This window comes from Cellulosimicrobium cellulans (genome assembly GCF_016921195.1).
In the GTDB taxonomy this organism is placed as follows: Bacteria; Actinomycetota; Actinomycetes; order Actinomycetales; family Cellulomonadaceae; genus Cellulosimicrobium; species Cellulosimicrobium cellulans_F.
Genome location: NZ_JAFGYF010000004.1, coordinates 307,383 through 325,712 on the forward strand (window position 1 = coordinate 307,383; position 18,330 = coordinate 325,712).

Consider the following 18,330-nt stretch of genomic DNA (forward strand, 5'->3'; position numbering starts at 1 on the left):
TCCGTGTCGCGCGCGTCAGCGCTCGGTCGTGCCCGTGCCGGCCATCGGGAGGGCGAACGCGAGCGTCGCCGCGAGGAGCCCGCCGACGAAGAGCCACACGCCGCCGTCGACGCCGGACATGCCCGACCCCATGAGGACCAGGCCCCCGATGAAGAGGGCGAACGAGACGACGAACCGCGCCAGCGCACCCGCGTGCCCGGGGATGTCGCGGCCTTCCGTCCCGGTGGGGAGGGGGCTGTCGGCCGCCTGCTCGCTGGTCGTGGTCATGGTGGTCTCCTTCTGAGGTCGGTGCGGGAGCCCGGACGTCGTCGTCCGCGACGATCAGTCCAGGTAGTTCTCCACCGTACCGGGGTCGCGCACGGTCGCCGCATCCGGGTCGCGGCCGAACTCCCGCGCGGCGTCGCGCTGGCGCAGCAGGTCCCAGCACTGGTCGAGCTCGACCTCGATCGCGCGGAGGCGCTCGTGCTCCTGGCCCCCGGTGATCTCCCCCTGCGCGAGCTGCTCGCGGAGCTCGCGCTCCTGCGCCACGAGGTCGCTGATCGTCCTGCGGATGCCGCCGTCGGTCGCCATGCGGTCCACGGTATGCCCGACGGCGCACGCGCGCCCGTGAGGGCGGGCGCCGGGCGGGTGCGGTGTCGGCGGCACGGCCTAGGCTCGCCGCATGACGACGACGATCGGCCGCACGGTCCTGCTCTGCCGTGACCTCGACGCGAGCGCCGCGTTCTGGGCGGACGGGTTCGGTTTCGGCACGCTGTTCCGCGGCGAGACCGACGGGTTCCCGCTGCTGCACGTCGGCCCCGGCCGCGTCGACGAGCCCGGGCTGTGGCTCGTCCCCCTCCCCGACGGCGGCGCACCCCTCGTGCGCCACGGGCTGCCGAACCTCGTGCTGTACGTGGACGACCTCGACGCCACTCTCGCGCGCCTCGCCGACGTGGGGGTCGAGCCGTTCGTCGGCCCCGACGCGGACGCGGAGTCCGGTGACCGTTACGCCCACGTCCACGACCCCGACGGGCACCGGATCGTCGTCGTGCAGCTCGGAGCGGTGACCGAGCCCGCGTAGGGGCTACCGCGCCTGCACCCAGGTCGCGTCGTCGGCGAGGATCGTCACCTCGTCGTCGTCGACCACGAGCAAGCCGCCGCCGATGCGCAGCTCGGCCGTCGGGCGGTCGGGCGTGCGCAGCCGCACGCGCCCGGCCTTCAAGGTCGCCGCGACGGGCTGGTGCCGCGCGAGGATCCCGAGCGTGCCGGACACCGACGGGACCGTGACGCTGCGCGCCGGGCCCGACCAGAACACCCCGGACGGCACCACGACCTCGACGGACACCAGGCGCTCCCCCACGGGTGCGGCGGTCTCGGACGCTGACGGCGCGACGGGCACGGAGGATCCTCCTCGACGACGGGTGGCGGAGCTCTGAGTCTCGCGCCCGCGAAGAGCGGGGCTCGTCGTCTTTCGTCCCTTTCCGGGCGCCGGAGGTCACCGGACACGACGCACGTGCCGAACCCGCGGCGACGCCGAGCGACGGCAATCACGTTGACGACAGCGGTGCGCGAGGCGCACCATCGAGGGTGACGGTTGCCGAGGGGCAGCCGTTCGTCGTGCCGGACGGGCACGACCACGGATCAGGGCGCGCCGGACGGCGCGTCGCACGGGACGAGGAGACGCGGATGCACGGCACCGCAGGCTGCGAGGTGGCCATGGCGGCCTGCTCGGGCGCCCTCCCCTCCCGCACCGTCACCCGCTGAGGTCCTCAGCCGGGCGCCGCCTCCGGCGCCCCACCCGGTGGTGGTGCGGGCATGCCGTCATCCCCGCCTTCCCGGCCGTGGCCGAGCGGCGCGGTCGTGCGCCACGGCGACCCGCGTCGTCGTGAGCCGACCGCCCGTGCCGCCGCACGCCGTCGGGCAGGGTGGGACCGCACCGACACGGAAGCCCTGAGACCATGAACCCCCTGACCGAGAAGCAGATCCGCGCGTCGTTCGTCAACGCGTCCAAGCGAGAGGCCGCGCAGGCCACCCTTCCCGACCTCGACACGCTCGACTGGGACCGCCTCGACTACCTCGGGTGGCGCGACCGCAAGGCGCCGCTGCTCGCGTACGCCGTCGTCGAGGTCGACGGCGAGCCGCGCGGCGTCCTGCTGCGCTCGACCGACGCCAAGACGGGCGGCATGCGCAAGCGCGCCCTGTGCGCGTGGTGCGAGGACGTCGTCGTGACGGACGACGTCAGTCTCTACGTCGCCCGCCGCGCCGGCGCCGCCGGGCGCCGCGGCAACACCGTCGGCACCCTCATCTGCACCCAGTTCCTGTGCTCGCAGAACGTCCGCCGGGCCCCCACCCGCACCGAGATGGGCGACGACGGGTCGATGCGCGAGCTGTTCGTCGAGCTCCGTGTCGACGGCCTCCGCGAGCGCTCCGCCCGCTTCGTCACCGAGGTCATGCGCGACGTCTGACCAACCTCGGCTCTACCTCGGCGGACCGGGGCTCTACCTCGCGGGCGCGAGGCTGTCCCTCGCGCCACCACGGCCACCAGTTCCGGCGACCGAGGAGCGTCATCGTCGCGGGCAGCAGGAGCCCGCGCACGACGGTCACGTCGAGCAGCACGGCGACGGCCATGCCGACGCCGACCTCCTTCATGGCGACGAGCTCGCCCGCGGCGAAGCCGAGGAACACGATGCCGATGGCGACGGCCGCCGTCGTGACGACCGGGCCGGTCGCGGTGATGCCGCGGAGCACGGCCCGGTCGTTCGCGGCGCGCGGGTCCTCGCCGGGCGTGCGCGCTCGCCACTCCTCGGCCGTGCGCGCGAGGAGGAACACCTCGTAGTCGGTCGACAGGCCGAACACGAGCATGCCGATGAGCAGCGGCGTCGTGACGTCGAGCGCGCCCCAGGGTTCGAACCCGAGCAGCGAGGCGCCGACGCCGTGCTGGAACACCGTGACGAGGACGCCGAGCGTCGCGGCGAGCGTGAGCAGGTTGAGCACGAGCGCCTTGAGCGGCACGACGAGCGAGCCGGTCAGCAGGAAGAGGAGGACGAACGTCGCGAGCACGACGACGCCCGCCGCGAGCGGGAGGCGCTGCGCGAGGTGCTCCTGGGTGTCGACGACCTCGGCGGCCGGGCCGGCGACGTGCACGTCGAGGTCGCCGGTGTCGATCGCGCGGATGGCACGCAGCAGGTCCTGGGCCTCGGCGGCGGTCGCGTCGCCACCCTCGCCGACGTCGGGCGTGACGTCGACGACGAGGACCTCGGGAGGGTAGTCGGTGTCCTGCATCGCGTCCTCGACGCCGGGCAGGGCCGCGACGCGGTCGAGGTAGGCGGAGGCTGCCTCGTCCCCGCGCGGCGCCTCGACGAGCACGGTGATCGGGGTGACGCCGAGGTCGGCGAAGCGCGAGGTGGACGCGTCGGCGGCGAGCCGCGCCTCGGCGTCGGCGGGCAGGGAGCGGACCTCCGAGCTGCCGAGCGTCATCGAGCCGAGCGGCGCCGCGAGCGCGAGGAGGAGTGCCGTCGCGCCGAGCGTGACGAGCACGGCGTGCCGCTGGGCGGTGCGCGCGAGGCGGCCGAGCGTCCCCGCGCCGCCGCGCCCGGTCCACGGGTGCGACCACGTGCGGGCGCCCGGGGCCGGGACGGCGCGGTGCCACGTGGCGACGAGCGCGGGCACGAGCGTGAGCCCGGCGGCGGTCGCGACGAGCACGACGACGGCGCCCCCGACAGCCATGCCGGAGAGCAGCGAGTCGCCGAGCAGGAGCAGGCCGGCAAGGGCGATCGCGACGGCGAGCCCCGACGCGAGGACGGCGCGCCCGGCGGTCGCGAGCGTGCGCCCGACGAGCTCGTCGAGCGGGAGACCCGGGCTCTCGGCGCGTTCCTCGCGGAAGCGCGCGAGCACGAGCAGGGAGTAGTCGACCGTGAGGCCGAGGCCGAGCAGCGTCACGACGTTCACGGCGAACTCGTTGACGGGCACGATCCCCAGCAGGCCGCTGAGCACGAGCAGCGCGACCGCGATGGCGGCGAGCGCGGACAGCAGCGGCACCAGGCCGGCGCGGAGCCCGCCGAGCACGACGACGAGCACGACGAGCAGGACGGCGATCGCCACGCCCTCGCCCACCGCGGCGTCGGTGATCGCCTGGTCGACGAACGCCTCCTCGGCGAGCAGGGCGCCGCCGACGAGCACCTCGGGGGTGTCGATCGTGTGGAGCGCGTCGGCGACCTGGTGCGCGAGGGCCAGCGCCTCGTCGTCGGACAGCGCGGGGTCGAGCTCGACGACGACGAGGGAGCCCTGGCCGTCGTCGGCGATGAGGCCGCCGCCGGTGTAGGCGTCGAACAGCTCGACGACGCCGGGCATCGCGCGGATGCCGTGCATCACCTCGCTCGCCTGGGCGATGAGGTCCGTGGAGAAGTAGTCGCGCCCGGACAGGACCGCGACGACGGTCTCGCCCTCGGGCTTCAGCTCGTCGAGACGCTCGGCGGCGAGCGCGGAGGCGCTGCCGGGCGGGGCGGGCTCGACGTCGGTGGTCTTGTCGAAGACCGCGCCGCCGAGCACCGCGCCGACGACGAGGAGGACGGCCCAGACGCCGAGGACGACGGCGCGGCGGCGCGCGGCGAACCGTCCGGTCCGGTGCAGGAGGCGTCCGAGCGCCATGGGCTGTCCTCCTCGTCGAGGGACGTCGTCCGGGGGTGTCGTTGCGAGAGGCGTCCCCGCGGGGTGCGCGAGGACGTGAGGTGAGCACCCTACGCGAGGGTGGGAGCGCCGTCGGACCACGCTCCGCCCGGGTGCGGGTGCTCCTCGGGGTCACCGAGGAGGGCAGGGGGTGAGACAGACCGGGCGGGGACGGCTCGTGCTGCCGCCCCCGCCCGGTCTCGGTCCCGAGGCGGACGACTCACGCCGCCCGCCCCGGGGTCTCAGCTCAGCCGCAGGACGCGGCCTCGTAGGCGACGTCCTCCTGGAACGTCAGGTCGCCGCCGGTCGCGGACACCTGGGCGGTGCCCGCCTCGACCGAGGTCGAGCGCGACGCGAACGACTGGTACGCGGAGGCACCCGGCTGGACGCCGGTCACCGTCTTCGTCCCGAAGGGCGTCGTCAGCGTGATGTCGGCCGGCACCGTGTCGTCGTTCGTGGCACGGACCGCGACGTAGACCTTGCCCGCCATGCAGCGCGTCTGGACGGTCGTCGAGATCGCGAGCTCCTCGGCCGGCTCGTCGGTCAGGTCGTTGAACCGGATGTTCCGGTAGCTGACCATCTCGCCGCTGCCGTGGTTCTGGATCCCGACGAAGCTGTTCACCAGGCGGGCCGGGTCGGTGCTCGTGAAGTCGTTGACGAGCACGTCGTTGAGGTAGACCCGGATGCGGTCGCCCTCGACGCGGATGTCGTACGCGTTCCACTGGCCGACCGGCTTGAGCGAGGCCTCGACGGCCGCCGCGTCGGCACCCTGGAACGTGTAGATGGCACCCGTGGTGCGGTCGGCCGCGTCGGTCGCGTCGATCTGGATCTCGTAGCCCTTGTTGACGGCCACCCACGGGTCGTCGCCCGGGTTCGGGAACCCGACGAACACGCCGCCGTTGTCGTCCTTGGTGAGCTTCCAGTCGAGCTTGAGCGAGTACGACTCACCGAGCTCGGCGGCCGTGTACCAGAGCAGGCCCATGCCACCCGCACCGCGGATCGAGCAGTCGTCCTGTCGGCCGAACCCGCCCGGGCCCGCCATGCGCCAGCCGGCCTGGAGGCTCGCGAGGGTGCCGTCGAAGAGCGCCGTGTAGCCGTCCTCGACCTCGCCCGGCGTGCAGATGTCCGGGTTCTCGCCGACGGACAGGACGTCGAGGTTGATGTTGCCCTCGTCGCCGGTCTCGTACGCGAGCGTGATGGTGTTCGTGCCGGCCTGGAGCTCGAGGTCGCGCGTCTGCACGCCCCAGTCCTTCCAGCTGCCCGTCGTGGGGAAGTTCCACTGGCCGAGGTCCTGGCCGTTCACGTGGAGCGAGACGTTCTTGGAACGCAGCTCGGTGTACGGGTGGATCCCGTTGGCGTAGCGGACGTTGACCGGGTAGGTGCCCGCCTCGGGGACGGTCACGGAGAACGTGCGGCCGGAGCCGACGCTCGTCATCCCGGCCGCGAAGCCGGAGCCGGAGTAGTTGCTGTGGTCGGACGCGATGCTCGACCCGCCGAGCGGCTGCGCGAGCTCCGCCTCGTACCAGCCGCGGTCGGCCGGGGCGACGTAGCCGGGGAGCGAGTTGAGCGTGTACCAGGCCTCGGTGCTGAGGAGCTCGGCGCCCTCAGCCGACGCGAACGGGCGCGGCGACCGGATGTAGACGACGTGACCGGGCTTGAGGCCGTCGATCTTCAGCGTGACGGTCGTGCGGTCCTCGGACACCGTGGCGTCCGTGACGAAGAGGGGCTCCTCGTCGACCTTCGGGCCGCCGTACTGCTGTGTCGGCACGTAGCGCCACTGCTTGACCTGGTACGCCTCGGCGAGCTTCTCAACGACCTCGTCGGACACCGGGTCGGTGTACTCGATCTCGAAGCCGCCCTCGACCACGCGCATCTCCTTCATGTCGAAGGAGTCCTCGTTGACGGGGACGAGCTTCTGGAGGCCGAACCGGAGCTTGCCGGACTCGCCCCAGTTGCCGCCCTCACCGGTGCCGCCGGCGTAGAGCGCGCCGTCGGGGCCGTAGATGACGCGGTTCACGCCGACCTCGAGGCCCGCCGTGTGGCGGAAGACGGCACCCTGGAACTCGCCGTCGACCTTCTCGAGGAACGCGCGCTGGATACCGCCGTACGTGACGTCGCCCAGGAGCATCTGGCCCGCGAACTCGCCGTCCTCGACGAGGATCGGGTTGCCCGGGGAGTTGGCGATCTCGTTCTGCGGCAGCCACACGGCCGGCGGGGCGACGGGGTTCGAGTCGAACGGCCCGGCCGGGTTCGTGTAGTGGTTGTAGAACTTGTCCTGCTGGATGTGGATGAGCTTGTTCGACGGGAGCCAGGCGCCCTGGTTGTCCGTCGCGAAGATCTCGCGCTCGGGGCCGAAGCCGATGCCGTTCGGCGTGCGGAGGCCGCCGGCGACGTAGGTGACCTCGCCCGTCTCGCGGTCGATCTTGATCGACGTGCCGCGGTTGGCCGCGGGCTGCGGGTTGGTCGTCGCGCCGCCGTTGTTGATGGCCACGGAGAGGTTGACGTAGAAGTAGTCCTCGTCGTGGATCAGGCCGAACGCGAACTCGTGGAAGTTGCCGCCGTCGGGCCACTCCGCGATCTTCGTGTGCTGGTCGTAGAACCCGTCGCCGTCGGGGTCGGTGAGCTGCGTGAGCTGGTACCGCTCCGAGACGAAGATCGAGTCCTCGACGACCTCGATGCCCATCGGGTTGAGCAGCTCGTCCGCGACCAGGGTCGCCGTGACGTCCTCGGGGCCGTCGGCCGTGGTGACGCCATCGAGGAAGTAGACCTCACCGGACACCGGGTCGGGGCGCCAGCCACCGGAGCTGACCTCGCCCGTCGTGACCACGGCGAGCTTCTCGTCCGGCGTGAACGCCAGGCCGGAGACCTTGGGCTCGAAGCCCTCGGGGCGCAGGTCGACGAGGTCGTAGTTGGGGTTGACGGAGTCGAGCCGCAGACCGTCGCCGGCCGTGTCGGTCGCGCCCTCGCAGTACTTGTAGCCGGGCGCGGTCACGCGCACGACGCCGGCCTCGGTGCTGAGCGCCGAGGTCGGGATCACCTCGAACGCCGAGCTGCCCGGCGTCTTCCACGCGAGCGTGAGGCGCTGCTTGTCGCTGCCCTCGTAGTAGTCGACGCGGAGGTCGTGCACGCCCGCGGTGAGCGTGGCGCTGCCCTCGACGGAGGTCGAGTCGTTCGGGCCGTCGTTCTCGAGGACGAGCTGGCCGTCGATGTAGACGAGCGCGCCGTCGTCGTTCGTGACGCGGAACTGGTACTGGCCGTCGGCGGGGACGTGCAGGTTGGCGCTCACCTGCGAGATGAAGTTGTCCTCCGCGCCGAACTGCTCGGCGGTCGACCAGTCGATGGTCGGCATGAGCTTGTCGACGTTGGGGGTCTGGCCGGACTTCAGGGTGCAGACCCCACCGGGGTTCTGCGCGAGCTGGAAGGTCCGCAGCGTGACGCCGGGCTCCTGCTCGGGGAGATCTGCTGCGGCGGGGACGGCCCAGCCCGCGACGACGACGGCGCCGAGGGTCAGGGCGGCCGCGCCGCGTCGGTACCTGATCCGGCGGGACACCGGCAGGGTGGTGCGTTCGAGCATCGTTGCTCCTTACTCGGTCGGACTTCGAGTCCACGGAGCGTAACCCCTGCCCGGCTCCGTCGATGACAACGCTGGACAGGCTAGTCCTCGTTCTATCGATGTGTCTACAACTTCCGACTTACCACCGACAAAAGTGCCCTGGCCTGCCCCGACGTACGCTCGGAGCCATGAGCGCACGCCACGGCGACATCGCCGACAGCACCGCGTCCCGGCCGTTCGCGCAGGTAGACGTGTTCACCGAGGCCCCTACCCTCGGCAACCCCGTCGCCGTGGTCCTCGACGGCGACGGCCTCACCGACGAGGAGATGGCCGCGTTCGCCCGCTGGACGAACCTCTCGGAGACGACATTCCTCCTCCCGCCCAGCCCCGCGGGGGCGGCCCGTGGGGCCGACTACCGCCTGAGGATTTTCACCCCCGGCGGCGAGCTCCCCTTCGCCGGGCACCCGACGCTCGGCTCGTGCCACGCGTGGCTCGAGGCGGGCGGCGTACCCCGGGCGGACGACGTCGTCGTGCAGGAGTGCGGCGTGGGCCTGGTGACGATCCGGCGCCGGGCGCGCGCCGCCGTCGGGCCGGACGGCGAGTCGGAGGGCACCGCGGCCGGGCCCGGTCGGCTCGCGTTCGGCGCGCCGGACCTGCTCGCCGACGAGCCGGTCCCGGCCGCCGACCTCGCGGCGATCGTCGCCGCGCTCGGCGTCCCCGACGACGCCGTGCTCGACCACCGCGTCCTCGACAACGGGCCGGGGTGGCGCGTCGTGCTGCTCGACTCCGCCGAGCGGGTCGCCGGGCTCGCACCCGACTGGACGCGGCTGCGCGTCGAGCACCCCGACCTCTCCGTGGGCGTGGCCGGCCTATACGGGGACGACGGCGGCCCCGACGGCGCCGCGGTCGAGGTCCGCGGGTTCGCGCTCGCCATGGGCATCCCGGAGGACCCGGTCACCGGGAGCCTCAACGCCGTCGTCGGGCAGTGGCTCGTGCGCGACGGCCGACTCCCGGAGCGCTACGTCGCCGCCCAGGGCGCGTCCCTCGGCCGGGCCGGCCGCGTGCACGTCGAGCGCGACGCGTCGGGGACGGTCTGGGTCGGCGGCGCGAGTGTCACGTGCGTCGCGGGGACCGTCCGCCTCTGACCCTGCGCCGGCGCAGACCCGACGCCCCACCGCCGAACCCGGGGACACGGCCGGGCTCGGCGCTCGAACCCGGCGATATTCACGGGTTCGGCGCGTCCCGGGCTCCGTAGACTGGGGCAAGTGTCAACAACCCCATCAGTTTGCGCCGACCGCGCCGTGACGGACCGCGCGGTCGTCGCGCGCGCCCGCTGGGCGCTCATGGCGCAGTTCGGGCTGTTCGGGGTCGTCGGTGCGTCGTGGATGAGCCGCCTCCCCTCGGTCCGCGAGGCGCTCGGCATCAGCTCGAGCCAACTCGGTCTGCTGCTCGTGGTCGGTGGCCTCGGCTCGCTCGTGTCCGTGGTGTCCGCGGGTGCGGTCGTGGCGCGGTTCGGCAGCCGCACGACCCTCGTCGTCGCGACCGTGGGGAACGTCGTGGGGTTCGGGCTGGTCGCGCTCGGCGCCGGGACGGGCGGCGTCGTCCTCTTCGCGGTCGGCGCGTTCCTCAACGGCGTGTGCGGCGCCCTGACCAACGTGCCGATCAACATCTGCGCGGCGTCCGTCGAGCAGCACGTCGGGCGGGCGATCCTCCCCCACTTCCACGCCGCGTTCTCCATCGGTGCGGCGGGCGGCGCGCTCGTCGCGGCCGCGTTCTCGTGGGCGCACGTCGGCATCACCGCGCAGATCCTCGTCGTGACGCTCGCCGTCACGGTGGCGCGCGCCGTGCTCATCGCCCCCGCGACCGCGCTCGCGCCGGACCGGGCGGGGCCCGCACGTGCGCCCGCGACCTCGCCGCGCCGCGGTGCCGGGGTCCGCGCCGCGCTCGCCGCTTGGCGCGAGCCGCGCACGCTGCTCATCGGGCTCGTGCTGCTCGCGTCGTCGCTGTCCGAGGGATCGGCGGGCAACTGGCTCTCCATCGCGGTCGTCGACGGGTTCGCGGTGCGCGAGGCGCTCGGCGCGGTCGCGTACGGCACGTTCGTCGGCGCGATGACGGTGTTCCGGTTCGCCGGGACGGGCCTCATCGACCGGTTCGGGCGGGTGTCGGTGCTGCGCGCGTCGGGCGTCTCCGCGCTCGTCGGTCTCCTCGTGTTCGGCCTCGCGCCGACCCTCCCGCTCGCATGGGTCGGCATCGTGCTGTGGGGCTGCGGGGCGGCGCTCGCCAACCCCGTGGCGATCGCCGCGGCCTCCGACGACCCCGCCCACGCCGCGCCGCGTGTCGCGGTCGCGACGTCGTTCTCGACCGTCGCGATGCTCACCGCGCCGCCGCTGCTCGGCCTGCTCGTCGACCAGGTCGGGGCCCGCCACATGCTCCTGGTCATCTGCGCCGCGACGGTCCTGTCGCTCGCCGTGGCGGGGCAGGTGCGCCCGCTCCCCGCCCGGTGCCCCAGCCCGCCCCCGCCCCGCACCCCGAGCCGGCGACGTAGGACCGCGACCGCGTGACCGAGAATCGTCCCGTGGAGCTCACCGAGAGGGTCGCGACGCTGCGCCGTCAGGCGCGCGAGCGCGCCCTGGCCAGGCCGCGGCACCCGTTCGCGGGCACGGTCAGCGACGAGGTCCGGGACGGCGTCGCGATGCGCCGCTACGTCCCGGAGGCGCACGAGTCCGGCTCGGCGGTCGTCTTCCTGCACGGCGGGTACGGGCTGTTCGGGGACCTGGATCTCCAGGACGCCTCGTGCCGACGCATCGCGACCGTGCTCGCGACCGCCGTCGTCTCGGTCGACTACCGGCTCGCGCCCGAGGGCACCCTCGCCGAGGCAGCCGGGGACGCGGTCGTCGCGCTCACGCTGCTCGCGGCGGAGGGCGTCGGACGCCGGGCCCTGTTCGGCGACTCCGCGGGCGGGACGGTCGCCGTCGCGGCCGCCCGCCAGGTCCACGGGACGCCGCTCGCCCCGGCCTGGCTGGCGCTGACGAACCCGAACCTCGACCTCACGCTCGATTCCTTCGACCCGGCTCGACCGGGCGGGCCCGACGCCGCGCTGTCGGCCGAGTCCTTCCGCGCCTGGGCAAGGGTCGAGCACCTCGCGGACGCGCCGCGGTTCGACGTCGACGCGTCGCTGCTCCCGCCGACCTTCCTCGCGGTCGGGGACCAGGACGCGCTGCTCCCCGAGGCCAGGACCCTCGCGGCGTCGTGCGCGCGCGACGGCGTCCGCTGCGAGCTCGTCGAGGTGCCCGGCGCGAGCCACGGGTTCCTCGGCGGCGACGACGGGCCCCCGGTGCTCGCCGACCTCCGGGCGTTCGTGCGCGACGTCTGACCCCACACGCGCGAGAGCCCCGCCCGCGCGTGCGCGGACGGGGCTCTCGGGGCCGGTGCCTCAGCCGCGCAGGCCGAGGATCGACGTGTAGCTGCGCCGGGCGTTGCCGAACGAGTCGACCGGGTTCGGCGGGACGGCCGTCGTGGGGGCGTTGTCCTGCTCCCAGATGCCCCAGCGCGTGCCGCGTGCCTTCGTCGCACGGAGGAACTCGCGGTAGGGCAGGTCGCCCGCGTCGAACTCGATGATGTCGAACCCGTTGGGGTTCGCCTCGTTGCGCGCGCCGTCCTTGAGGTGCAGGAGCGGGTAGCGGTGCGGGTTGTTGCGCACGTAGTCGATGGGCTCGAAGCCGGGGAAGCGGTACTGGCCCACGAAGGCCCAGTAGACGTCCATCTCGAGGAACACCGTGTCCGGGTCGGTGTTGTCGAAGAAGACGTCGTACAGGCGCACCTCGGGCTGGTCGGTCGCGAACGCGAACTCCCCGGCGTGGTTGTGCTGGTAGAGCTTGAGCCCCGCCGCCCTGGCCTGAGCGCCCCACGCGTTGAACTCCTCCGCGGCCGCGCGGTACCCGTCGACCGTGTTGACGTTCGTCGGGGCGTTCGCCGTACCGACGTGCGGCATGCCGAGGATGTTGGCGATCTCGAGCTGGCGCGGGAGGTCGTTGCGCAGCGCGTTGAGGCTGACGTGGGAACCGACGGCGCGCAGCCCGTTGTCGTCGAGGAGCCGGCGGATCTCCTCCGGGGTGATCGCGCCGACCTGACCCTGGGTGTAGCCGGCGAACTCGATCTCGGAGTAGCCGATGTCGGCGAGCTGCTCGAACACCGTCCGGAACCCGAGGCTCGAGACCTTGTCGCGGATCGAGTAGAGCTGGATGCCGATCTTCCCCGGGGGGACCAGGCGACCGTTGCCCGCGGCCGCGAGCGGCCCGGCCGCGGTCGGAGCGGGGGCGGCGTTGGCCGCCGGGGCGACGGCGGCACCGAGGCCCACGGCCACGGTCGACGTCGCGAGCGCCTTGATCAGGCTGCGGCGCGTCATCTGAGACTTGCTCATCGTCTCTCCTTCGAGGGATGTGACGGTGCGGCTCGGGCGAGTCGCACCGCGGTGGTGCAGGTCGGCAGCGAGCCAGCCCCCCGCTTCGCCGTCCGTCCTGGTCAGGGCCGAACAGCGCCCTGCGTCTGGTCCTCCTCGTCTCGTCCTCGAGCGAGTCCTCCGCACGTCGTCGTGCCGGAGGAGCGCGTCCGACCGTTCCTGCGGGTGGGCTCTCACCTACCACCCGGTCGACATCCTATGAGCCTTCTGTCGAGTGTCAATCAAAAGTCGAGACGTCATCGATGCACCGGCGTCCGAGCCGGTCAGCGCGCGAGCCACTCCTTGCGCTCCGCGGGCGGCAGCTTCTCCACGGCGGCGCGCAGCACGTCGCGCGGCATCGTGGCGGCGTGGTGCTCGAGGAACGCGCGCAGCCGCTCGGGCTCGACGTCGCCCGCGTGGCGCAGCATCCACCCGACGCCCTTCTGCACGTAGGGCTCGGGGTCGTCGACGAGGAGCTCCGAGAGCCGGAACGTGTCGTCGACCTGGCCGCGCCGCAGGAACGCGGCCGTCGCGACGATCGCGGTACGTCGGCGCGGCCAGTCCGGCGCGCGGGCGAGGTCGTCGAGGACGTCGCGCGGCCGGTCGAGGAGCCACGACCCGAGCACCTGGTACGCGGTGAGGTCGACGAGGTCCCACGTGTCGATCCGGTCGTGACGACGCAGGAAGAGCTCGACGAGCTCCGCGTGCCGTTCGACGGTGACGCGCCGGGCCGTCGCCGACTTGCCCATGATCGAGCAGCCGCCGGCACGGACCTCGTGGACGCGGTCCTCGAGCAGCAGCTCGATCTGGTCCACCGGCAGGGCCAGCGCGCTCTTCGCCAGGGTGAACACGTCGCCCATGCGTACCCCGGCGAGCGTGTCGTCGCCGGGAAAGTACCGGGTGTACGCGCGGCGCTGGGCCGCGGTCGCGCGCGCGAGCAGATCGGCGCGGAAGTCGGTCGCCGTCGTGTACGGCGGCATCGTCCTTCTCCTCTCGTGCGGGCGGTCGCCCGCGGTCCTGCGGTCCGCGCGTCGGCGCGCCCGGGGTCCGTGCGCTCAGCGGGGTGCCATCCGGATCCCGCCGTCGAGGCGGATCACCTCGCCGTTGAGCATCGGGTTCTCGACGATCGCGCGTACCAGCTGCGCGTACTCCTCCGGGCGGCCGAGCCGGCTCGGGTGGGGAACCTGCGCACCGAGCGACTCCTGCGCCGCCTCGGGCAACGACGCCATCATGGGCGTGCTGAAGATGCCGGGCGCGATCGTCATGACGCGGACGCGGTGCTGCGCGAGGTCGCGCGCGAGCGGCAGCGTGAGTCCCGCGACGCCCGCCTTGGAGGCCGCGTAGGCGGCCTGGCCGACCTGCCCGTCGAACGCCGCGACCGACGCGGTCTGCACGACGACGCCCCGCTCCTCCCCGTCGGGCCCCAGGGGGTCGAGGGCGAGCATGCGCTCGGCCGCCAGCCGGACGACGTTGAACGTCCCGACGAGGTTGACGTCCACGACCCGCCGGAACGCGTCCAGGGCGTGCACGCCCGACCTCCCGAGCACGCGCTGCGCGAGCACGACGCCGGCGCAGCTCACGACGACGCGCGCTCCGCCGAGGGCGTCGGCCGCGTCGAGCGCGCGCGCGACGTCGCCCTCGCTCGTCACGTCCGTGGGGACGAACCGCGCCGCGTCGCCCAGCGCCTCGGCGACCGCGACGCCGTCGGACGACGCGAGGTCCGCGAGGACCACCCGCGCCCCCGCCGCGACCAGGCCCTCCGCCGTCGCGCGCCCGAGGCCCGAGGCCCCTCCCGTCACCAGGGCGACCGTGCCCTCGATCCGCATGTCTCGTCCTCCGTCAGCCACGCGGGCCTCGTCGCCCGCCCCGCTGACCGTACCCAGGTCGACCCGCAGGTCGCGAGACCGACCCACCGGCGGTCGGTCCGGCGCGCTCGGGCCGATCTCGCAGCAGCATCCGGGGGACGTCAGTGCGCCGGCATCTCCAGGCACCCGCCGTCGGCGATCGGTCCGCCGGCGTCGAGCGTCACGGCGTCGGGGGCGATCGTCCCGTACACGCACCCACCCGGGACCGCGACGCCCACGCCGACGACCGCCGCGACGTCTCCGCCCGCCGTCCGGTCGGAGACCTGCACGGTCTCGAAGCCGGCCGCCTCGAGCGCCGCGACCACCTCGTCGCCCTCGACGGCGGACCCGTCCGCGACCGGGTCGAGGGCGGCCTCGACCGCGGGGACGGAGCGCGCCGCCTCGGCGTCGCTCTCGGGCGTGCCCGTCCGTTGGCGATAGGCCTCGTTGGACGCGTCGAGCCCGTCCCCAGACCCGGCCGCGCCCGTCTCCTCGGTCTGCGCGGTCACCGTCGCGCCCGGGTCGGCGCTGCCGTAGGCGTCCGCCCACCCCTGCATGCCGACCGCCACGACGACGAAGTACCCGACGACGCCCACGAACGCGAAGATCGCGATCCCGACGACGACGCCGACGACCGCCCGGGTCACCGGCGAGGTCGCGTCCGCGCCCGGTCCGTCGTCGTGCGCAGGAGTCGTCATGCCCCGAGTCTGACCCGGGGCACCGCCCATGACCACCGAGATTCCGCTGCGGGCGTCATTCCTCGCGCGCCGCCCGGACGCCGTCGAGCCACCGGTCGAACTCCTCGGCGAGCTCCTGCTGCGTCATCCTCAGCGCCTCGGCCGGGCTCGTCGCCTCCCGACCGGCGACGTACAGCCGACGCACCATGTCGGTCTGCGGGGTCCACGGCCGCATGCCGGCGTCCCTTCTCTCGTCTGCTGGTACCGCGCACATGATCCTGCACGCCGCCGCCGCTCGCTCGCCGTCCGCGCCGCCCCCGCAGCACGTCACACCGGCGGTGCGAGGATGGGCGCGGGCCGGACGCACCGGACCCGCCGCGAGGAGGTCCCATGACCCTGTACGACATCCCGTTCGCCGCCATGGACGGGACGACGCACACCCTGCGCGAGCACGAGGACGACGTCGTCCTCGTCGTCAACGTCGCGTCGCGGTGCGGCCTCGCGCCGCAGTACGCGACGCTCGAGGCGATGCAGTCGACGTACCGCGACCGGGGGTTCACGGTGATCGGGTTCCCCAGCAACCAGTTCCTCCAGGAGCTCGGCACGAACGAGGCGATCCAGGAGTTCTGCTCGCTGACGTACGGCGTGACGTTCCCCGTGGTGGACCGCGTGCGCGTCAACGGCCGGCACGCCCACCCGCTCTACCAGGAGCTCAAGAAGACGCCCGACGCCGACGGCAAGGCCGGTCGGGTCACGTGGAACTTCGAGAAGTTCCTCGTGCTGCCGGGTGGCGAGGTGCACCGGTTCCGACCGCGCACCCTGCCCGACGACCCCGCGATCGTCGGCCTCGTCGAGGCGCACCTCCCGCGCTGAGCGCCGCCCTCACCGCACGACCATCGCGGGGTGCCGCGCGTCGTCGACCCGCGCGACGACGTCGGCCACCTCCTCCGGCCGGACCTCGCGCGCGTAGCGCGCGTACGCCGCGAGCGTCCACGCGTCCTCGGGCGCGGTGCGGCGCGCGAGCGTCGGCTCGCGCAGGGCGAGGTGGACGGAGAGGTCGACGGCGAGCCCGCGGCCGACGGCCAGCGCGCCGTCGAGCACGACGACGAGCCCCGGCTCCGCGGTGACGTACGCCGCGCGCGTCGACCGGCTCGTCACGGGGTCACGCAGGCTCGGCAGGTAGCGGCCCGTCCCGCCCGGGCCGAGGGCGTCGAGCACCTCGCGGTTCAGGCCCGCGACGTCGATCCACGCGTCGAGCAGCGCGTCCGGGTCCTCGCGGCCGTGCTCGAGGCGCAGCGACGCGGGACGCCAGAAGTCCTGCACGCGGACCCGCGCGACCGGTCGGCCGGCGGCCCGCAGAGGTGCGACCATCAGGTCGGCGAGCGCTTCCGGGCGCGTGGACGGGTGGCCGTCGACGAGGACCCGCACCGCGCCGTCGGGCACGGCCGCACGGTCGCCGCGCGGGAACCCGAGGACCAGGTCCACGACCCGGTCCACGAGGACACCCTCCGTCACCGGTTCCACGCGCACGGCGTCAGGAGGCCTCGGCGCGCCGCAGCATCCCGCGCAGCGCGGTGTCGACGAGCGCCTCGACGTACTCGTCGGTCAGGGGGCCGCTGCGCTGGAGCCACCGGTTGAGCACGGGACCCCAGATGATGTCGGCCGCGACGTCGAGGTCGAGGTCGTCGGGCAGCTCCCCGGCCTCCTGCGCGCTGCGCAACCGGGCCCGCTTCGCCTCGCGGAGCGGGGCGTCGAGCCGCTCGTGGTATGCCGCGGCCAGCGCCTCGTCGTGCGCGACCTCGGTGGCCAGCGCGCGCATCGGCTCGGCAAGGCGAGGGTCGTTGAGCTCGGCGACGGTCGCCCGGAGCACGAGGGTCAGGTCGGCCCGGAGGTCTCCGGTGTCGGGGAGCTGCGGCGCCGCGCCCTCCCCCGCCTCGCTGAGGAGGAGGAATGCGTCGAAGAGGACGGCCGCCTTCGAGGGCCACCAGCGGTAGATCGTCTGCTTGCCGACGCCGGCGCGCGTCGCGATGCCCTCGATGCTGAGGCGCGCGTACGGCACCTCCTGGAGGAGGTCGAGCGTGGCGGTGAGGACTGCGCGGCGAGAGCTCTCGTTGCGGCGCGCGGGGTCGGGGGTCGACATGCGTTCAGCCTAGCGCCCCCGAGACGAGACGTTGCGTATTGCCAAACTCGAGCCCATGCCGTACGGTCGAGACCACAACGAGACGCAACGTCTCGTCTCACCAGAGGAGCCCCCTTGCGCCACACCTCCCCCTCTCCCCGCACCTGGTTCGTCACCGGCGCGAGCCGCGGCCTGGGGCACGCGCTCGCCGTCGCGGCGCTCGAGCGTGGCGACCAGGTGGTCGCCACGGCGCGGACCGCGAACGTGAACGCGTTCGACGCCCAGCACCGTGACCGCGTCCTCGCGCTGCCCCTGGACGTCACCGACAAGAGCGCGGTCGACGCCGCGGTGACGGCGGCCGTCGACCGCTTCGGCCGCCTCGACGTCGTCGTGAACAACGCCGGGACCCTGTCCATGGGCATGGTCGAGGAGTTCACCGAGACCGAGGCCCGCGCCCAGCTCGAGGTCAACTTCTTCGGCGCCCTGTGGGTCAGCCAGGCGGCTCTGCCGCACCTGCGCGCGCAGGGCTCCGGCCACCTGCTGCAGGTCTCGAGCATCGCCGCGCTCGGCGGCTTCCCGAGCACCGGGCTGTACAGCGCGAGCAAGTTCGCGCTCGAGGGCATGAGCGAGGCCCTCGCGGCCGAGGCCGCGTCGTTCGGGGTGCGGGTCACCGTCGTGCAGCCCGGCGGCTACTGGACCGACCTCTACACGAGCATGGCCTCGACCACTCCGGCCGAGCCGTACGCACCCCTGCGCGCCGAGCTCGAGCGCCAGTGGGCCGACGGGTCCGTAGACAGCGACCCGCGGCTCGCCGCCGAGGCGATGCTCACGCTCGTCGACAGCGACGACCCGCCGCTGCGGCTGCTCCTCGGCAGCATGGTCTACGACGTCGCGCAGCACGTCACGGCCCAGCGCCTCGAGACCTGGGCCGCGTGGGAGCACGTCAGCCGCGCGGCCGAGCAGGCCGTGGCCCAGCCCGAGGTCGCGCGCTGACGGCGCGGCCCTCGCGGCCACGTCCAGAGCGACCACGCGTCGATCCCCCGGGGCATGGCCTC

The 18,330-nt window shown here is 73.7% G+C and carries 19 protein-coding genes; 7 read left to right on the plus strand and 12 right to left on the minus strand.

What is annotated here, in order from left to right; genetic code table 11:
* Positions 1-15: 15 nt before the first annotated feature.
* Both JN535_RS11450 and JN535_RS11455 read right to left on the minus strand, forming a co-directional pair.
* Positions 16-267 carry a hypothetical protein gene (locus tag JN535_RS11450; RefSeq protein WP_240200990.1) on the minus strand — a complete coding sequence of 84 codons (252 nt, stop codon included), beginning with the start codon at positions 265-267 and terminating at the stop codon, positions 16-18.
* Between the two features lie 54 nt (positions 268-321).
* Positions 322-570 (minus strand): DUF2630 family protein, encoded by a 249-nt coding sequence (locus JN535_RS11455; RefSeq protein ID WP_205205671.1) that lies wholly within the window; start codon positions 568-570, stop codon positions 322-324.
* Positions 571-661: 91 nt separating this feature from the next.
* On the opposite strand from JN535_RS11455, the gene JN535_RS11460 reads away from it, so the two are divergent.
* Positions 662-1,060 (plus strand): VOC family protein, encoded by a 399-nt coding sequence (locus tag JN535_RS11460; protein ID WP_205205672.1) that lies wholly within the window; start codon positions 662-664, stop codon positions 1,058-1,060.
* Between the two features lie 3 nt (positions 1,061-1,063).
* Here JN535_RS11460 and atpC read toward each other — a convergent pair whose 3' ends face one another.
* Entirely contained in the window at positions 1,064-1,378 is a 315-nt protein-coding gene (gene atpC, locus JN535_RS11465; protein ID WP_205205673.1) for an ATP synthase F1 subunit epsilon, read from the minus strand.
* A gap of 559 nt (positions 1,379-1,937) precedes the next feature.
* Here atpC and JN535_RS11470 point away from each other — a divergent pair.
* Complete coding sequence (locus JN535_RS11470; protein WP_205205674.1) at positions 1,938-2,444, plus strand: FBP domain-containing protein; 507 nt, start codon at positions 1,938-1,940, stop codon at positions 2,442-2,444.
* Here the strand turns inward: JN535_RS11470 and JN535_RS11475 are convergent.
* Both JN535_RS11475 and JN535_RS11480 read right to left on the minus strand, forming a co-directional pair.
* Entirely contained in the window at positions 2,428-4,626 is a 2,199-nt protein-coding gene (locus tag JN535_RS11475) for an MMPL family transporter (protein WP_205205675.1), read from the minus strand. The two genes, JN535_RS11470 and JN535_RS11475, sit on opposite strands and share 17 nt — an antisense overlap.
* A gap of 265 nt (positions 4,627-4,891) precedes the next feature.
* The gene (locus tag JN535_RS11480; protein ID WP_240200991.1) at positions 4,892-8,218 is read right to left on the minus strand and encodes a family 16 glycoside hydrolase; all 3,327 of its coding nucleotides are present in this window, start codon (positions 8,216-8,218) and stop codon (positions 4,892-4,894) included.
* A 167-nt stretch (positions 8,219-8,385) separates the two neighbouring features.
* Here JN535_RS11480 and JN535_RS11485 point away from each other — a divergent pair, with 167 nt between their 5' ends.
* From JN535_RS11485 to JN535_RS11495, 3 genes are all read left to right on the plus strand, one after another.
* Complete coding sequence (locus JN535_RS11485; protein ID WP_205205676.1) at positions 8,386-9,342, plus strand: PhzF family phenazine biosynthesis protein; 957 nt, start codon at positions 8,386-8,388, stop codon at positions 9,340-9,342.
* A 120-nt stretch (positions 9,343-9,462) separates the two neighbouring features.
* On the plus strand, positions 9,463-10,758 hold the full coding sequence (locus tag JN535_RS11490; RefSeq protein WP_205205677.1) for an MFS transporter: 1,296 nt from the start codon (positions 9,463-9,465) through the stop codon (positions 10,756-10,758).
* Between the two features lie 14 nt (positions 10,759-10,772).
* Positions 10,773-11,570, plus strand: coding sequence for an alpha/beta hydrolase (locus tag JN535_RS11495; protein WP_205205678.1), 798 nt, complete (start codon positions 10,773-10,775; stop codon positions 11,568-11,570).
* Positions 11,571-11,630: 60 nt separating this feature from the next.
* Here the strand turns inward: JN535_RS11495 and JN535_RS11500 are convergent, their stop codons facing one another.
* From JN535_RS11500 to JN535_RS11520, 5 genes are all read right to left on the minus strand, one after another.
* A complete protein-coding gene (locus JN535_RS11500; protein WP_205205679.1) occupies positions 11,631-12,617 on the minus strand; it encodes a sugar phosphate isomerase/epimerase family protein in 987 nt (328 codons plus the stop codon).
* Positions 12,618-12,919: 302 nt separating this feature from the next.
* Positions 12,920-13,615, minus strand: a complete 696-nt coding sequence (locus JN535_RS11505; protein ID WP_205205680.1) for a DNA alkylation repair protein — start codon at positions 13,613-13,615, stop codon at positions 12,920-12,922.
* 75 nt (positions 13,616-13,690) lie between these two features.
* Positions 13,691-14,461 (minus strand): SDR family NAD(P)-dependent oxidoreductase, encoded by a 771-nt coding sequence (locus tag JN535_RS11510; protein WP_205205772.1) that lies wholly within the window; start codon positions 14,459-14,461, stop codon positions 13,691-13,693.
* A gap of 140 nt (positions 14,462-14,601) precedes the next feature.
* On the minus strand, positions 14,602-15,177 hold the full coding sequence (locus JN535_RS11515; RefSeq protein WP_205205681.1) for a DUF6993 domain-containing protein: 576 nt from the start codon (positions 15,175-15,177) through the stop codon (positions 14,602-14,604).
* A 55-nt stretch (positions 15,178-15,232) separates the two neighbouring features.
* Positions 15,233-15,391: a hypothetical protein gene (locus tag JN535_RS11520; RefSeq protein WP_205205682.1), complete on the minus strand. Its 159-nt coding sequence runs from the start codon at positions 15,389-15,391 to the stop codon at positions 15,233-15,235.
* A gap of 155 nt (positions 15,392-15,546) precedes the next feature.
* Here JN535_RS11520 and JN535_RS11525 point away from each other — a divergent pair, with 155 nt between their 5' ends.
* Positions 15,547-16,029, plus strand: a complete 483-nt coding sequence (locus JN535_RS11525; protein ID WP_205205683.1) for a glutathione peroxidase — start codon at positions 15,547-15,549, stop codon at positions 16,027-16,029.
* 9 nt (positions 16,030-16,038) lie between these two features.
* On the opposite strand, the gene JN535_RS11530 is transcribed toward JN535_RS11525, so the two are convergent.
* Positions 16,039-16,680: a uridine kinase gene (locus tag JN535_RS11530; RefSeq protein ID WP_307868611.1), complete on the minus strand. Its 642-nt coding sequence runs from the start codon at positions 16,678-16,680 to the stop codon at positions 16,039-16,041.
* A gap of 10 nt (positions 16,681-16,690) precedes the next feature.
* Positions 16,691-17,296 carry a TetR/AcrR family transcriptional regulator gene (locus JN535_RS11535; protein ID WP_205205685.1) on the minus strand — a complete coding sequence of 202 codons (606 nt, stop codon included), beginning with the start codon at positions 17,294-17,296 and terminating at the stop codon, positions 16,691-16,693.
* 114 nt (positions 17,297-17,410) lie between these two features.
* On the opposite strand from JN535_RS11535, the gene JN535_RS11540 reads away from it, so the two are divergent.
* Positions 17,411-18,268, plus strand: coding sequence for an SDR family NAD(P)-dependent oxidoreductase (locus JN535_RS11540; RefSeq protein ID WP_205205686.1), 858 nt, complete (start codon positions 17,411-17,413; stop codon positions 18,266-18,268).
* Positions 18,269-18,330 lie beyond the last annotated feature (62 nt).

Coding starts and splice junctions, on each gene's coding strand:
- JN535_RS11505 (WP_205205680.1), bottom strand. CDS start 13,615: ATGCCGCCGTACACGACGGCGACCGACTTCCGCGCCGATCTGCTCGCG.
- JN535_RS11485 (WP_205205676.1), top strand. CDS start 8,386: ATGAGCGCACGCCACGGCGACATCGCCGACAGCACCGCGTCCCGGCCG.
- JN535_RS11520 (WP_205205682.1), bottom strand. CDS start 15,391: ATGCGGCCGTGGACCCCGCAGACCGACATGGTGCGTCGGCTGTACGTC.
- JN535_RS11460 (WP_205205672.1), top strand. CDS start 662: ATGACGACGACGATCGGCCGCACGGTCCTGCTCTGCCGTGACCTCGAC.
- JN535_RS11510 (WP_205205772.1), bottom strand. CDS start 14,461: ATGCGGATCGAGGGCACGGTCGCCCTGGTGACGGGAGGGGCCTCGGGC.
- JN535_RS11470 (WP_205205674.1), top strand. CDS start 1,938: ATGAACCCCCTGACCGAGAAGCAGATCCGCGCGTCGTTCGTCAACGCG.
- JN535_RS11515 (WP_205205681.1), bottom strand. CDS start 15,177: ATGACGACTCCTGCGCACGACGACGGACCGGGCGCGGACGCGACCTCG.
- JN535_RS11500 (WP_205205679.1), bottom strand. CDS start 12,617: ATGAGCAAGTCTCAGATGACGCGCCGCAGCCTGATCAAGGCGCTCGCG.
- JN535_RS11525 (WP_205205683.1), top strand. CDS start 15,547: ATGACCCTGTACGACATCCCGTTCGCCGCCATGGACGGGACGACGCAC.
- JN535_RS11475 (WP_205205675.1), bottom strand. CDS start 4,626: ATGGCGCTCGGACGCCTCCTGCACCGGACCGGACGGTTCGCCGCGCGC.
- JN535_RS11450 (WP_240200990.1), bottom strand. CDS start 267: ATGACCACGACCAGCGAGCAGGCGGCCGACAGCCCCCTCCCCACCGGG.
- JN535_RS11535 (WP_205205685.1), bottom strand. CDS start 17,296: ATGTCGACCCCCGACCCCGCGCGCCGCAACGAGAGCTCTCGCCGCGCA.
- JN535_RS11455 (WP_205205671.1), bottom strand. CDS start 570: ATGGCGACCGACGGCGGCATCCGCAGGACGATCAGCGACCTCGTGGCG.
- JN535_RS11480 (WP_240200991.1), bottom strand. CDS start 8,218: ATGCTCGAACGCACCACCCTGCCGGTGTCCCGCCGGATCAGGTACCGA.